The following is a 12,394-nucleotide window of genomic DNA, read 5'->3' on the forward strand; positions in this document are numbered from 1 at the left end:
GGGCTCAGCGCAAATCGCCAACCATCCTGGCCAGTGTTTCCAACACCGCCCCGGCCAGTGCCTTCGAACGTGCGCCTGACCACCCGGTTAGCGCATCGGGTGCGTCGTCATGGTCCTTGAACGGCATCTCCAGCGTCAGTGACAGGCAGTCATGCGCCATGCCCACCGCGTTGCAGGCCAGCGTGGTATTGGCCTGCCCCGGCTCGTCACGCGTATAGCCATGTACGGTCTGGAAGTCCTGGGTCAGGCTGCACAAGGTGCTGCGGAACTGCTCCTCCAGCGTTGCCAGGCGTGGCGTGTAGCCCGGGTTGCCCTCGCAGGCGGCGGTGAATACATGGGGGATCTCTTCATCGCCGTGCACATCGACGAAGGCATCCACCCCGTACTGCTTCATCTGTGCCTGGGCAAAGAACACCTCCGGGGTCAGCTCGACGCTGGCGTCCTGCCAGGCGCGGTTGAGGTCCTTGCCTTTGAAGTTGGTGCGCAGGTGGCCGAGGAAGGCGCCGTCCGGGTTCATGTTGGGGATCAGGTACAGGTCGGCCTTGGTCAGCAACTGCTGGATCACCGCATCGTTGGCCTGCAGGCGATCGATCACACCTTCCATGAACCATTCGGCCATGTGCTCGCCCGGGTGCTGCTGGGCAATCAGCCACAGCTTGCGCTTGCCTGCGGCGCCATCGCCGGCGCGCAACAGCGGAATGTCGCGGCCCTGTACGCTACGGCCGCTGGCCAGCAACTCGACCCCTGGCAGCTGGCGAGCGCGTTCGATCAGTTGGTTGTGACGGGCGCGTGGGTAGGGCTCGAAGTAGGCGAACCAGATTTGCTCGTGTTCTGCTTTCACCTCGAACGACAGCGCCGTACCGTCGAACTGACTGGGGACGCGGAACCAGGTGTTCTGGTCGTAGCTGGCCACTGCGTTGTAGCCGCTCCAGGCATTTTTGTACGAGGAGCCCGATGCGTTGTCGAGGCTGAAGCGATGGACCTGGCCCGGTGTCAGCCCACTGACCTTGAAGTAGAACCACTGGTAGTGACCGCTGTGGGTGTCGGGGCGGATGGCCAGGTGCACCTGGGCCGGGTTGCTGGCGTCCAGCACCTGGATATTGCCGGAATCGAAAGCGCAGTCGATCTGCACGGGGGACAGCGTCACGGTCATGGGCCGGGCTCCTTATCGGGCGTTGTTGTAGGGGTACTGTACACGGCTTGGCCCGGTCGACGCCAAAATCGCACTGGCCACGCCACCGCATTGTGTTGATGCCTTGGCGGCCTGCAGGTTATTTGAAGAACTGGCTCGGTGTGGTGCCGAACTGGCGCTTGAACATGCTGGCGAAGGCACTGGGGCTGTCATACCCCAGCGCCCCCGCCACATCGATGATCCGCTCGCCCTGTGCGATCCGCTCAAGTGCCTGCATCAGCCGCGCCTGCTGGCGCCACTGGCCAAAGGTCATGCCGGTTTCCTTGCGGAACAGGCGCTGGATGGTCTTTTCATCTACGCCCAGTTGCAACCCCCAGTCAGCCACGGTGGCGTTGTCATCAGGCCTTTCGTGCAACGCCGAGCAGATGGCCTTCAAACGCCTGTCGCTGGGTTGCGACAGCTTCAACGGCAAGGTTGGCAGTACGCAGATTTCGTCGAGGATCAAGTGCATCACCCGGGCTTCACGCGAGTCCTCGGCAAAGGGTGCGGTAAAACCCACCGAGGCTTTGATCAGTTCGCTGAGCAGCGGCGAGATGCTGATGGCCTTGCTTTGCAGGGGCAGGCCTGCCGCCGCGTCGGTGCGCACGAACACACTGCGCATCTTCACGTCGCCAACACAGCGGATGGCGTGCACCTGGCCGCAGGGCATCCACACACCGCGGCTGGGCGGCACCGTCCAGCATTCGCTACCGGACTCGACGATCATCAAGCCTTTAATGGCGTAGATCAGTTGATGCTTGGCATGCCGGTGGGGTTCGATGAACCAGTCGGTAGGGTAGTCGGTCGCACGGCTACCCACTTCCCAGGTCCATTCATCGACCTCCACCAGCAATTCGCGCTGCGGCTTTACCATCGTGACCTCGTGTAGATGCAGCCAGGCAGCGCCACTTTAGCAGCAACGGCTAGGCCGGGCCTGCGAGCGGGTGGCCGGCAGCAGCGCGGTGGCCAGCCCGAGCAGCGGCAGGAACGCGATGGCCTGGTACACCCACTCGATGCCATGCCGGTCGGCCAGTTCGCCCAAGCCGGCGGCGCCGATGCCGCTAATGCCGAACATCAGCCCGAACATCACCCCGGAGACCATGCCGACCCGTCCTGGCACCGCCTCCTGGGCATACACCACCAGGGCCGCGAAGGCCGAGGACATTACCAGGCCGATGGCCACGGCCAGTGCGGCTGTCCAGGCCAGGTTGGCATGGGGCAGGGCCAGGGCGAAGGGGGCCACGCCGAGGAACGAGACCCAGATCACCGCCTTGCGCCCGATGCGGTCACCTACCGGGCCGCCGGCAAAGGTCCCCAGCGCCACGGCTGCGAGGAACACGAACAGGTACAGCTGGCTGTGTTGCACACTCAGGCCGAAATGCTCGATCAGGTAGAAGGTGAAGAAGTTGGTGAACGAGGCGATGTAAACGAACTTGGCGAACATCAGCACGGCCACCACGGCCACTGCGCGCCACATGGCACCCCGCGACAAACCGGGAGCCTGCTGACCGGCGAAGGTCTTGAGCCGGGCCTGGCCGTGGCGCGCGCTCCAGCCTGTTACGCGTAACAGCACCATTACCGCCAGTGCAGCCGCCAGCATGAACCAGGCAATGGCCGGCTGGCCGTGCGGAATGACGATGGCGGCGGTGAGCAGCGGGCCGAGGGCCGAGCCGGTATTGCCGCCGACCTGGAAGGTTGATTGCGCAGTGCCGAAGCGCCCGCCGGAGGCCATCCTGGCCACCCGCGAGGCTTCTGGGTGGAAGGTGGCCGAACCCACGCCAACCACAGCGGCGGCCAGCAGCAGCATTTCATAGCTGCCGGCAAAGGCGAGCAGGGCGATGCCCACCAGCGTCACCAGCATGCCGGCGGGCAACAGGAAGGGCTGTGGATGCTTGTCGGTGAACATGCCGACCCAGGGCTGCAGCAGGGAGGCGGTCACCTGGTAGACCAAGGCGATCCAGCCGATCTGGGCAAAGCTCAGCGCAAAGTCGCTTTTCAGCATGGGGTAGATCGATGGCAGCACCGCCTGGATCAGGTCGTTGAGCAGGTGGGCGAATGCAGCAGCACCGACGATGCGGACCACAAAGCCCTGAGGCTGGTCGGCAGGCGTGGTGGAGGCTACTGAGGCAGCGGAGGTTGTCATGGGCAAGGTTCTTCTGTGGCAAGGGAGCAAGGCATTGCCGCAGCAGGTTAGCCAGTGCCCGGGTTGCCTGTCTCACGCCGAACAGGCAGCCACTGCCGCGTTTCGGACATCCGTGCCCGCAAAGCCCTTTTAGCGGTCGTGCCTGGCCATCCAGCGCAGCAATGCCGCAATCGGTATGCTGCGGTGAGCCTCGTGTCGGTAGGGCTTGCCTTCGGCGGTGTAGCGCTCTCGATACCGACTAAGGACCAGGCTGCGGCCATCAGCAGACAGCCGCGCCTCCAGTTCATGCAGCAACAGGGGTTGCTGGGCGGCACCCTCCAGGCGCCTGAACAGCAGCATGGCAGCCTGGGCATCATTCATGGCCGGTTGCCTCCGGGCAATGGGCTTGCCACGTTCCGGGGTTGCCTGCCTTGCCTTCTGCCACCCGGTTGCTGCGCTGCTGGGCGGTGTAGTCGCGCATTGCCAAGTAGTAATCGGGCCACGTGTGCAGCAGATCGGTCAACGGCAGGGTGGCGGCGCGCCCATCCACGATATGCCCGGCAGTGGCCACGGTCGTCAGGGTGGCAACCGTATCGCTGTTATCGCCGAACGGGTCCACTGCCATGCCCAGCACCCTGCCGGTAGCGTCGCGCAGGTTGTGCGTGCCCAGCAGTGGCAATTCTACGATGGGACCGTTGGCGATGCCCCAGACCCCGAAGGTTTGGCCAAAGTCGGAGCGGTGTTGGCTCAGCCCCATTTTCCCGGACACATCGACCAGGCCCGCGACACCCAGGGTGGTGTTGAAGATGAAGCGTGAAAGGCTGGTCATGGCCCGTTCGCCGTTGCCCTGCAGCAGGTCGTTGACGAACACCTTGGGCTCACCGAAGTTGTTGGCAACGTTGTGCACGCCCTGCTGGGCATAGCCAGGCAGCGCGGTGTAGCCGCGGGCGACGGGTGTCAGCAGGTAGTCATCGACCGTGCGATTGAAGGCAAATACTGCGCGGTTGGCGGGCTCCGCCGGGTCGCTGGCTTGATAGGCCACAGGGCCGCAGGCCGAGGTGGCGGGGGCGCGCTGGCTGCAGCCTCCGGCTGCGAGCAGCGACAGTGCCAGCGCAGCGGAGCGCGCCGAACGGGAGACGGATGATGAGCGGGGCATAGGCACATTCCTGGCAAGAACTGGCGGCGATGCTGCCCGGCTTTTCTTGCCTGGTAATGTCGTGATTTTCTCGGTTCGGACACTTTGTTACCAGGTTGAAATATATGACGGCCGCAGGGTGATGGCCTTAAAGTACCGCTTGGTTACCTTGTTCGTGGTGCTTTTTCGTGAGCCATTTGCTGATCGTCGACGATGATGTCGAGGTGCTCGACCTGTTACAGAAGTTTCTTCGCCAGCATGGTTACGAGGTAGACGTCGCCTGCGATGGCAAAGCGCTGTGGCAGGCGCTTGAGCGGCGTGTGCCAGACCTGGTCATCCTCGACGTGATGCTGCCCGGTGACAGTGGCCTGGTGCTGTGCCAGCGCCTGTTGGCCGAACACAAGGTGGCAGTGATCATGCTGACCGCCATGGGCGAGCTGAGCGACCGTGTGGTGGGTTTGGAGCTGGGGGCAGACGACTACCTGACCAAACCGTTCGCCGCGCGTGAACTGCTGGCGCGGGTCAGGGCCGTGTTGCGCAGAGCCGGTGAGGGGGCTGCTGGCGCCACGAACCACCCCTCGGTCCTTGAGTTCGCCGGCTGGCAGCTGGACGTGGTGCGGCGCGAGTTGCGCTCGCCGGATAACGTCATGATCCCGTTGTCCAACGGTGAATTCGAGCTGTTGCTGGTGTTTGCCGAGCATCCACGTCGGGTGCTTAGCCGCCAGCAGTTGCTGGACCTGGCGCGTGGCCAAGCCTACGACGCCTACGACCGCAGCGTTGATGTACAGGTGAGCAGGTTGCGCCGCAAGCTTGAAGCCGACAATGGCAGTGAGCCGTTGATCCGCACCCTGCGTAATGCCGGCTACCTGTTCACGCCCACGGTCGCCAGGCGATGAAGCTGTTCACCCGGCTGCGACAGGCCCTGCCGCAGCCAAGAATCACCATTGCCCGCTGGATTGCGCTGACCACCTTGACGGCGATGCTGTTCCTGTTGCTGCTCAAGGGGCTGTTCAGCCTGCTGCTGAGTGTGTGGGCGCAGCCACCGCTGCTGGAGAGCGGGGTGATCGAGAAAGTGGCAGCGGTGACCCGCATCCTCGACGCGGCGCCCGTGTCGCAACGCAGCAACATCGCGGGCGCGGCGGGTGACGGCACCTATTCCGTACGCTGGTTGCAACGCCATGACGAAGCCGGTGTGCCCATGCTGGTCGATGCCGAGTTCCGCCAGGGCACGCCTATCCTGCGCGCCTTGCTCAAGCGCCCGGATGCCAGGGTCGAGGCATTCGAGCCTTCCGACATGCCGGAATATGCCCCTGAACGTGGCTATGCCCTGATGATCGAACTGAGCGACAAGTCCTGGGTGTTGTTTCGCGCCACCAGCCGCAGCTGGGGCCTGGATGAACTGCCGCGTAACCTGATCATCCTCGCCTTGATGCTGGTTTCCAGCCTTGCCGTCGCGTTGTTGGCCACACGCTACCTGGCCAAGCCCCTGGAGCGCTTTGCCGAAGGTGCGCGGCGCTTTGGCAAGGACTTCAACGCTCCCCCCATCCAGGTGGTCGGCCCGCACGACCTGCGCCAGGCCATCCAGGCCTTCAATGCCACCCAGGCACAGCTCAAGCATTACCTGAACGACCGCACGCAGATGCTCGCGGCCATCTCCCACGACCTGCGCGCACCACTGACGCGCATGCGCTTGCGCGCCGAGTTCATCGACGATGCCCAGTTGCAGGCCAAGTTGTTTCAGGACGTCGACGAGATGCAGGCGATGGTCGATGCCGCGCTGGCGTTTTTCCGTGATGACGCACGGCTTGAACCTACCACCGTATTCGACCTGGGCGAGCTGCTGCTGACCGTGGTGGACGACTTCAAGGATGCAGGCGTGGAGGTTGGCCTCAGCGGGCCGCGCCGCTGCGTGTACACCGGGCGGCCCGTGGGCATCAAGCGGGTGCTGGTCAACCTGATCGACAACGCGGCGAAGTACGGCTGCGAACCCGCGGTGGTGTTGGCGATAACCACCAGGCAGATAGAAATAACCGTACTGGATCGCGGGCCGGGTATCGCGGCGGAACTGCAGGAGCAAGTCTTCGTGCCGTTTTACCGTATTGAAGGCTCACGCAACCGCGACACGGGCGGTGTGGGGCTGGGCCTGCCCGCCGCGCGGGCCATCGTGCTGGAGCAAGGTGGCAGCCTGACCTTGAGCAACCGCCTCGAAGGCGGTTTGCAAGCCAGGGTCACGCTGCCGCTGGGTTGATCAGAGCCCCAGTTCGCTGAGCCCGGGGTGGTCATCCGGGCGTCGCCCCAACGGCCAGCGGAATTTGCGCTCGGCTTCGCTGATGGGGTGTTCGTTGATGCTCGAATGGCGGTGCTGCATCAGCCCGTCATCGGCAAACTCCCAGTTCTCGTTGCCATAGGCGCGGAACCACTGGCCGCTGTCGTCGTGGTACTCGTAGGCATAGCGCACGGCAATGCGGTTGCCCGTGAAGGCCCACAGCTCCTTGATCAGGCGGTATTCCAGTTCGTGGTTCCATTTGCGGGTCAGAAACGCTTCGACCTCGGCACGGCCACGCGGGAACTCGACGCGGTTACGCCAGACCGTGTCAGGGGTGTAGGCGAGCGCAACCTTGGCCGGGTCGCGGCCGTTCCAGCCATCTTCGGCCAGCCGGACTTTTTCGATGGCACTTTCGTGGGAGAAGGGCGGAAGAGGTGGGCGGGACATCGGGATACTCCTCGGGTCGTTTGGCTTGTAGCAGGTTAGCTGCCGCTGCCTGGACAGGGAATGGATGTGCCTGGCACTTCATAATTGCGGTGCGAGCAATAGTACTGAGGTGCCGTGCCCAAGTGCGGCCCTTGTGTAGGGCTACACAAGGGCGTACCCACATCAGTCCCAGGCCGGTGCCAGGCCGTCAGGGCTGACTTCGCGGCCATTGCGTTCGAGCGTGGCGATGCGTGCCATGTCGTCTGCGTCCAGCTTCAGGCCACGCGCAAGCAGGTTGCTGGCCAGGTTTTCACGCTTGGTCGACGACGGGATTACCGCATAGCCCAATTGCAAGGCCCAGGCCAGGGCAACCTGGGCGACGGTGGCCTTGTGCTTCGCGGCGATCTCGGCCAGTACCGGGTCCTTCAGCACCTTGCCGTAGGCCAAGGTCATGTACGAGGTGACGGTGATGCCCTGTTCTTTCAGGTATGCGGTCAGCTTGTCGTTTTGCAGGTAAGGGCTGAGTTCGATCTGGTTGGTAGCGATTTCGCCTTCGCCGACTGCATCGATGGCCTGGCGGGTCAGCTCGATGTTGAAATTGGACACACCGATGTGGCGTGTCAGGCCCAGCTTCTTCGCTTCGGCCAGCGCCGTCATGTATTCGCGCAGTTCCACCCCGTTGCCCGGCGCTGGCCAATGGATCAGCAGCAAATCGACGTAGTCGGTGCGCAGTTTGTTCAGGCTGTCGCGCAGGCTGGGGATGAGCTTGTCGGCGGCGTAGTTGTCCACCCAGATCTTGGTGGTGATGAACAGCTCGCTGCGCGGCACGCCGCTTTCGGCGATCGCCTGGCCCACCTCAGCCTCGTTTTTGTAGATCTGCGCGGTGTCGATGACTCGGTAGCCCAGCGCCAGGGCCGACTTGACCGAATCGATGACGGCCTGGCCGGTGAGGCGGAAGGTGCCGAGGCCGAAAGTTGGAATGCTCATGGATCTGCTCCTGGTGAGTGGGAAATCGAATTGAGCTTGGTCGCTCAACTTCGATCTCATTTCGAGTAGGTGCAGTGTGCGAGTTTTGGTGGGTTTGATTAAGGCGGAGCAGGGTCAAGGTCATTTGATTCACAGTCAAGAATCGTCGGCTGAGTTGTGACTGTGTCAGGGGGCTTTCAGGAAACAAAACGGCCCGCCTTGGAGGCGGGCCGTCAGGCATTGCAAATGACGATCAGCGGCGGCGGAACAACGGCAGCGGTTCGTCGGTGGCGGCCTGGTAGGTCACCGAGAAGTCCTTCAGGCTTTGCAGCGCGTCTTCCGGGTCCTTGTCGGCACGGATGGCGAATGCATCGAAACCGCAGCGGGCCATGAAGAACAGCTGGTCACGCAGCACGTCACCGATGGCGCGCAGTTCGCCCTTGAACTTGTAGCGGTCACGCAGCAGGCGCGCATTGGAGTAGCTGCGCCCGTCAGTGAACGCCGGGAAGTTCAGTGCGATGACCTGGAAGTGCTCCACGTCCTCGCCGATTTCTTCTGCCTCCTGGTCGCTGTCCAGCCACACACCCAGGCCGCCATCGCGGGCTTTGAGCACATGGGCATGGTCGCGCCACATCTGCAGCGGGACGATGTAGTCGTCGCAGTTGGTCAGCTCGTCAAAGGACGTTTCCTTGGGCAGCAGGTGCCAGGTTTCGTCGACGATCTGGTTGTTCTTAATGATTCGCTGCATAGACGCGTTCCTTGAAGGGGTCGATGCCGATACGCTGGTAGGTGTCGATGAAACGCTCTTCCTCGGTACGTTGTTCGACGTACACGGCGATCAGCTTCTCGATCACATCGGCCATGGCCTCCTGGGCGAAGGACGGGCCGAGGATCTTGCCCAGGCTCGCGCCGCGTGCGGCGTTGCCGCCCAGCGATACCTGGTAGAACTCCTCACCCTTCTTGTCCACGCCGAGGATGCCGATGTGGCCCACATGGTGGTGGCCGCAGGCGTTCATGCAGCCAGAGATGTTCAGGTCGATTTCGCCGATGTCGAACAGGTAGTCCAGGTCGTCGAAACGGCGCTGGATGGATTCGGCGATCGGGATCGACTTGGCGTTGGCCAGCGAGCAGTAGTCACCGCCCGGGCAGCAGATGATGTCGGTCAGCAGGCCGATGTTCGGGGTGGCGAAGCCACCTTCGCGCAGTTCCAGCCACAGCGCGTGCAACTGGCGCTGCTCGACGTCGGCGAGGATGATGTTCTGTTCGTGCGAGGTACGCAGGAAGCCGAAGCTGTAGCGCTCGGCCAGGTCGGCCACGGCGTCCAGCTGCTTGTCGGTCAGGTCACCTGGGGCAACGCCGGTAGGCTTGAGCGACAGGGTCACGGCCACATAGCCAGGGCGCTTGTGGGCGCGAGTGTTGCGCGAACGCCAGCGGGCGAAGCCTGGGTATTCGGCGTCCTGGTCGGCGTAGTCGACATTCTCGAGGGCCAGGTAGTCCGGGTCGACGAAGTGGCGCGACACGCGCTGCACTTCATCTTCGGTCAGGGTAGTGCTGCCGCCACGCAGGTGGACCATTTCGGCCTCGACCTTCTCGGCGAACACTTCCGGGGTAAGGGCCTTGACCAGGATCTTGATCCGCGCCTTGTACTTGTTGTCACGGCGACCGTAACGGTTGTACACGCGCAGAATGGCGTCCAGGTAGCTGATCAGGTCTTGCCACGGCAGGAATTCGTTGATGAACGAGCCCACCACCGGGGTACGGCCCAGGCCACCACCGACCAGCACACGGAAGCCCAGCTCGCCAGCAGCGTTGAGTACCGGCTCCAGGCCGATGTCGTGCACTTCGATGGCCGCGCGGTCTTCTTGCGAGCCGTTGATGGCGATCTTGAACTTGCGCGGCAGGTAGGCGAATTCCGGGTGGAAGGTGGTCCACTGGCGGACGATTTCGCACCACGGGCGTGGGTCGATGATTTCGTCTGCGGCCACACCGGCGAACTGGTCGGTGGTGGTGTTACGCAGGCAGTTGCCGCTGGTCTGGATCGCGTGCATCTGCACGGTGGCCAGCTCGGCGAGGATGTCCGGGATGTCTTCCAGCGCCGGCCAGTTGTACTGCACGTTCTGGCGGGTGGAAATGTGGGCATAGCCCTTGTCGTAGTCGCGAGCGATCTTGGCCAGGGTGCGGACCTGGGTGGCGTTCAGCTGGCCGTACGGCACGGCGACACGCAGCATCGGCGCGAAACGTTGGATGTAAAGGCCGTTCTGCAGGCGCAGAGGGCGGAATTCTTCTTCGCTCAGCTCACCGGCCAGGTAGCGGCGGGTCTGATCACGGAACTGCTTGACGCGGTCCTCGATGATCCGCTGATCGTACTCGTCGTATACGTACATAAAAGTCCTGTCTCAGGCATGCAGCTATTCGCGCGCACGGCCGCGCACTCCGGTACGGAGCCGGGGAACGATATCAGGTTGCGGTTATGCGCTAAAGTGATGTTTTAGCATATGAAAAGAACCAAATGGACTATGTGAGACTGACTGCCATTTGTGCCTCGGGTGAGGCAGGGCGTTTATAATCCGGGGTTTGCTTCGCAGAGATGTGACCCCATGCTCAAGGCCCTGTGCCAAAGCTTGTGTCTGGCCCTGCCGCTGGCGGCAAGCGCGCAGCCATCGGTGGTTTTCCTCAACCCAGGGCTGTCCACCGAGACGTTCTGGACCAGCTATACCCGCTTCATGCAGGCCGCCGCGGATGAGCTGGGCATGACCCTGCGGGTGGAATACAGCGAACGCCGCGCCGACTTGGCCCTGACCCAGGCCCGGGCGATCCTGAGTGGGCCGCAGCGGCCGGATTATTTGGTGCTGGTCAACGAGCAGTACGTCGCCCCCGAAGTACTGCGCCTTTCGCGTGGCACGGGGGTGAAGCTGCTGTTGGTCAACAACGGCCTGACGGCCAGCCAGGTTCGCAGCATTCAGGCCCAGCCCGACAAGTATGCCGAGCCACTGGGCACCTTGATGAGCAACGACGAGCAGGCGGGCTTCCAGATGTTGCACCAGATGGTCGCGCAACTGCCTCGCGACGTCGGGGCGGTGGACCTCGTGGCCTTTGCCGGGGTCAAGACCACCCCGGCCTCGCAGCTGCGCGAGGAGGGCATGCGCCGCGCGCTGGCCGACTTCCCTCAGGTGCGCCTGCGCCAGGTGGTGTATGGCGGCTGGAGCCGCCAGCGCGCCTACGAGCAGGCGCAGCAGTTACTGGAGCGCTACCCGGCCACGCGCCTGGTGTGGTCGGCCAATGACGAGATGGCCTTTGGCGCCATGCAGGCGTTCGAAGCCGCGGGGCGCAAGCCGGGGCGTGATGTGCTGTTCAGCGCCGTCAACAGTTCGCCTGAGGCCTTGCGCGCGCGTATCGACGGTCGCCTGAGTGTGTTGATGGGGGGGCACTTCACACTTGGCGGTTGGGCCATGGTGATGTTGCACGACGATGCCCAGGGGCTGAAGCTGAACCGCGATGGCCTGCGCGAGCACAGTGCCCCGGTATTGCAGACGATCGACCAGGCCAAGGCCAGGCGCTGGCTGAAACTCCTGGAACGGCCCGACTATGGCGTAGACTTTCTGCACTACAGCGCCGAAGGGCGGCCGGCCAGCTACCAGTATCCGTTCCTGACGTCACCGGTCGACTATTGAAAGACCCTGCTTGAGGGAAGGGCATTGCTCGTCTTAACTGCTGGTTGTGAAGTGCATTCCCATAACCACTACAAGAGGCAATGCAATGGGAAACTCAACCAAGGTCCGCAAAGCTGACAGCAGCGTCGATGCCTGGGCGATCCTCTGCCTGATCGTCCTGGTGGTGGTCACTGCCGTGTATTGGGTCAGCCACCAGTAGACCTGTTTTCAAGACCGTGAAGCAGCCAGAGCGCCTGCGGGAGGGAATCCCGCAGGCGTTTTCATTTCTAGCGGGCGGTAAGGTGCAGGGCCAGTTGCACCAGGCCGATCAGGACGGCAATGAACACCAGGGTGAACAGCGTCCCCAGTGCGATGAAATGGCTGGCTTTGCCGTGGGTAAAGTCGCGGGCGCGGTTCTTGCCGCTTTGCACGCCGAAGGCGGCGGCGAGGATGCTGTGCAGCATCTGCCAGAAGGTAGGCGGTTTGCCCTGGCTGGAATCGTCCATGGTGGCTCCTGAAGAATCAGAGGCAATCAGGGACAGTGTAGGCAATGAAAAAGCGGTTGCCTGGACTGGCTTCTTCGCGGGTAAACCCGCTCCCACAGGGACCGCACCGGTTTGAAACTTGTGCAGTACCTGTGGGAGCGGGTTTACCCGCG

General features: G+C 63.2%; 13 protein-coding genes. 3 read left to right on the plus strand and 10 right to left on the minus strand.

Annotation, left to right across the window (positions count from 1 at the left end):
- Positions 1-4: 4 nt before the first annotated feature.
- From QQL85_RS07920 to QQL85_RS07940, 5 genes are all read right to left on the minus strand, one after another.
- The gene (locus tag QQL85_RS07920; RefSeq protein WP_284355917.1) at positions 5-1,153 is read right to left on the minus strand and encodes a M14 family metallopeptidase; all 1,149 of its coding nucleotides are present in this window, start codon (positions 1,151-1,153) and stop codon (positions 5-7) included.
- Between the two features lie 118 nt (positions 1,154-1,271).
- Positions 1,272-2,045: an AraC family transcriptional regulator gene (locus tag QQL85_RS07925; protein ID WP_284355918.1), complete on the minus strand. Its 774-nt coding sequence runs from the start codon at positions 2,043-2,045 to the stop codon at positions 1,272-1,274.
- A gap of 36 nt (positions 2,046-2,081) precedes the next feature.
- The gene (locus QQL85_RS07930; RefSeq protein ID WP_284355919.1) at positions 2,082-3,314 is read right to left on the minus strand and encodes an MFS transporter; all 1,233 of its coding nucleotides are present in this window, start codon (positions 3,312-3,314) and stop codon (positions 2,082-2,084) included.
- Positions 3,315-3,443: 129 nt separating this feature from the next.
- Complete coding sequence (locus QQL85_RS07935) at positions 3,444-3,674, minus strand: hypothetical protein (RefSeq protein WP_284355920.1); 231 nt, start codon at positions 3,672-3,674, stop codon at positions 3,444-3,446.
- Positions 3,667-4,449, minus strand: a complete 783-nt coding sequence (locus QQL85_RS07940; protein WP_284355921.1) for an MlaA family lipoprotein — start codon at positions 4,447-4,449, stop codon at positions 3,667-3,669. Before QQL85_RS07940 ends, QQL85_RS07935 begins: the two co-directional genes overlap by 8 nt.
- Positions 4,450-4,616: 167 nt before the next feature.
- Here QQL85_RS07940 and QQL85_RS07945 point away from each other — a divergent pair, with 167 nt between their 5' ends.
- Both QQL85_RS07945 and QQL85_RS07950 read left to right on the plus strand, forming a co-directional pair.
- Positions 4,617-5,324, plus strand: coding sequence for a response regulator (locus QQL85_RS07945; RefSeq protein WP_284355922.1), 708 nt, complete (start codon positions 4,617-4,619; stop codon positions 5,322-5,324).
- Positions 5,321-6,676 carry an ATP-binding protein gene (locus QQL85_RS07950; RefSeq protein WP_284355923.1) on the plus strand — a complete coding sequence of 452 codons (1,356 nt, stop codon included), beginning with the start codon at positions 5,321-5,323 and terminating at the stop codon, positions 6,674-6,676. The genes QQL85_RS07945 and QQL85_RS07950 overlap by 4 nt, the downstream gene beginning before the upstream one ends.
- Here QQL85_RS07950 and QQL85_RS07955 read toward each other — a convergent pair whose 3' ends face one another.
- The 4 genes from QQL85_RS07955 to QQL85_RS07970 form a co-directional block, all read right to left on the minus strand.
- Positions 6,677-7,141, minus strand: coding sequence for a DUF1348 family protein (locus QQL85_RS07955; protein WP_284355924.1), 465 nt, complete (start codon positions 7,139-7,141; stop codon positions 6,677-6,679).
- 162 nt (positions 7,142-7,303) lie between these two features.
- Positions 7,304-8,107, minus strand: coding sequence for a 2,5-didehydrogluconate reductase DkgB (dkgB, locus tag QQL85_RS07960; RefSeq protein ID WP_284355925.1), 804 nt, complete (start codon positions 8,105-8,107; stop codon positions 7,304-7,306).
- Positions 8,108-8,339: 232 nt separating this feature from the next.
- Positions 8,340-8,834 carry a DUF934 domain-containing protein gene (locus QQL85_RS07965; protein ID WP_284355926.1) on the minus strand — a complete coding sequence of 165 codons (495 nt, stop codon included), beginning with the start codon at positions 8,832-8,834 and terminating at the stop codon, positions 8,340-8,342.
- Positions 8,818-10,470: a nitrite/sulfite reductase gene (locus tag QQL85_RS07970; RefSeq protein WP_284355927.1), complete on the minus strand. Its 1,653-nt coding sequence runs from the start codon at positions 10,468-10,470 to the stop codon at positions 8,818-8,820. Before QQL85_RS07970 ends, QQL85_RS07965 begins: the two co-directional genes overlap by 17 nt.
- 213 nt (positions 10,471-10,683) lie before the next feature.
- On the opposite strand from QQL85_RS07970, the gene QQL85_RS07975 reads away from it, so the two are divergent.
- A complete protein-coding gene (locus QQL85_RS07975; RefSeq protein WP_284355928.1) occupies positions 10,684-11,757 on the plus strand; it encodes an ABC transporter substrate-binding protein in 1,074 nt (357 codons plus the stop codon).
- A 266-nt stretch (positions 11,758-12,023) separates the two neighbouring features.
- On the opposite strand, the gene QQL85_RS07980 is transcribed toward QQL85_RS07975, so the two are convergent.
- A complete protein-coding gene (locus QQL85_RS07980; RefSeq protein WP_012271636.1) occupies positions 12,024-12,242 on the minus strand; it encodes a DUF2970 domain-containing protein in 219 nt (72 codons plus the stop codon).
- Positions 12,243-12,394 lie beyond the last annotated feature (152 nt).

This window comes from Pseudomonas putida, from assembly GCF_030159595.1.
In the GTDB taxonomy this organism is placed as follows: domain Bacteria; phylum Pseudomonadota; class Gammaproteobacteria; order Pseudomonadales; family Pseudomonadaceae; genus Aquipseudomonas; species Aquipseudomonas putida_AC.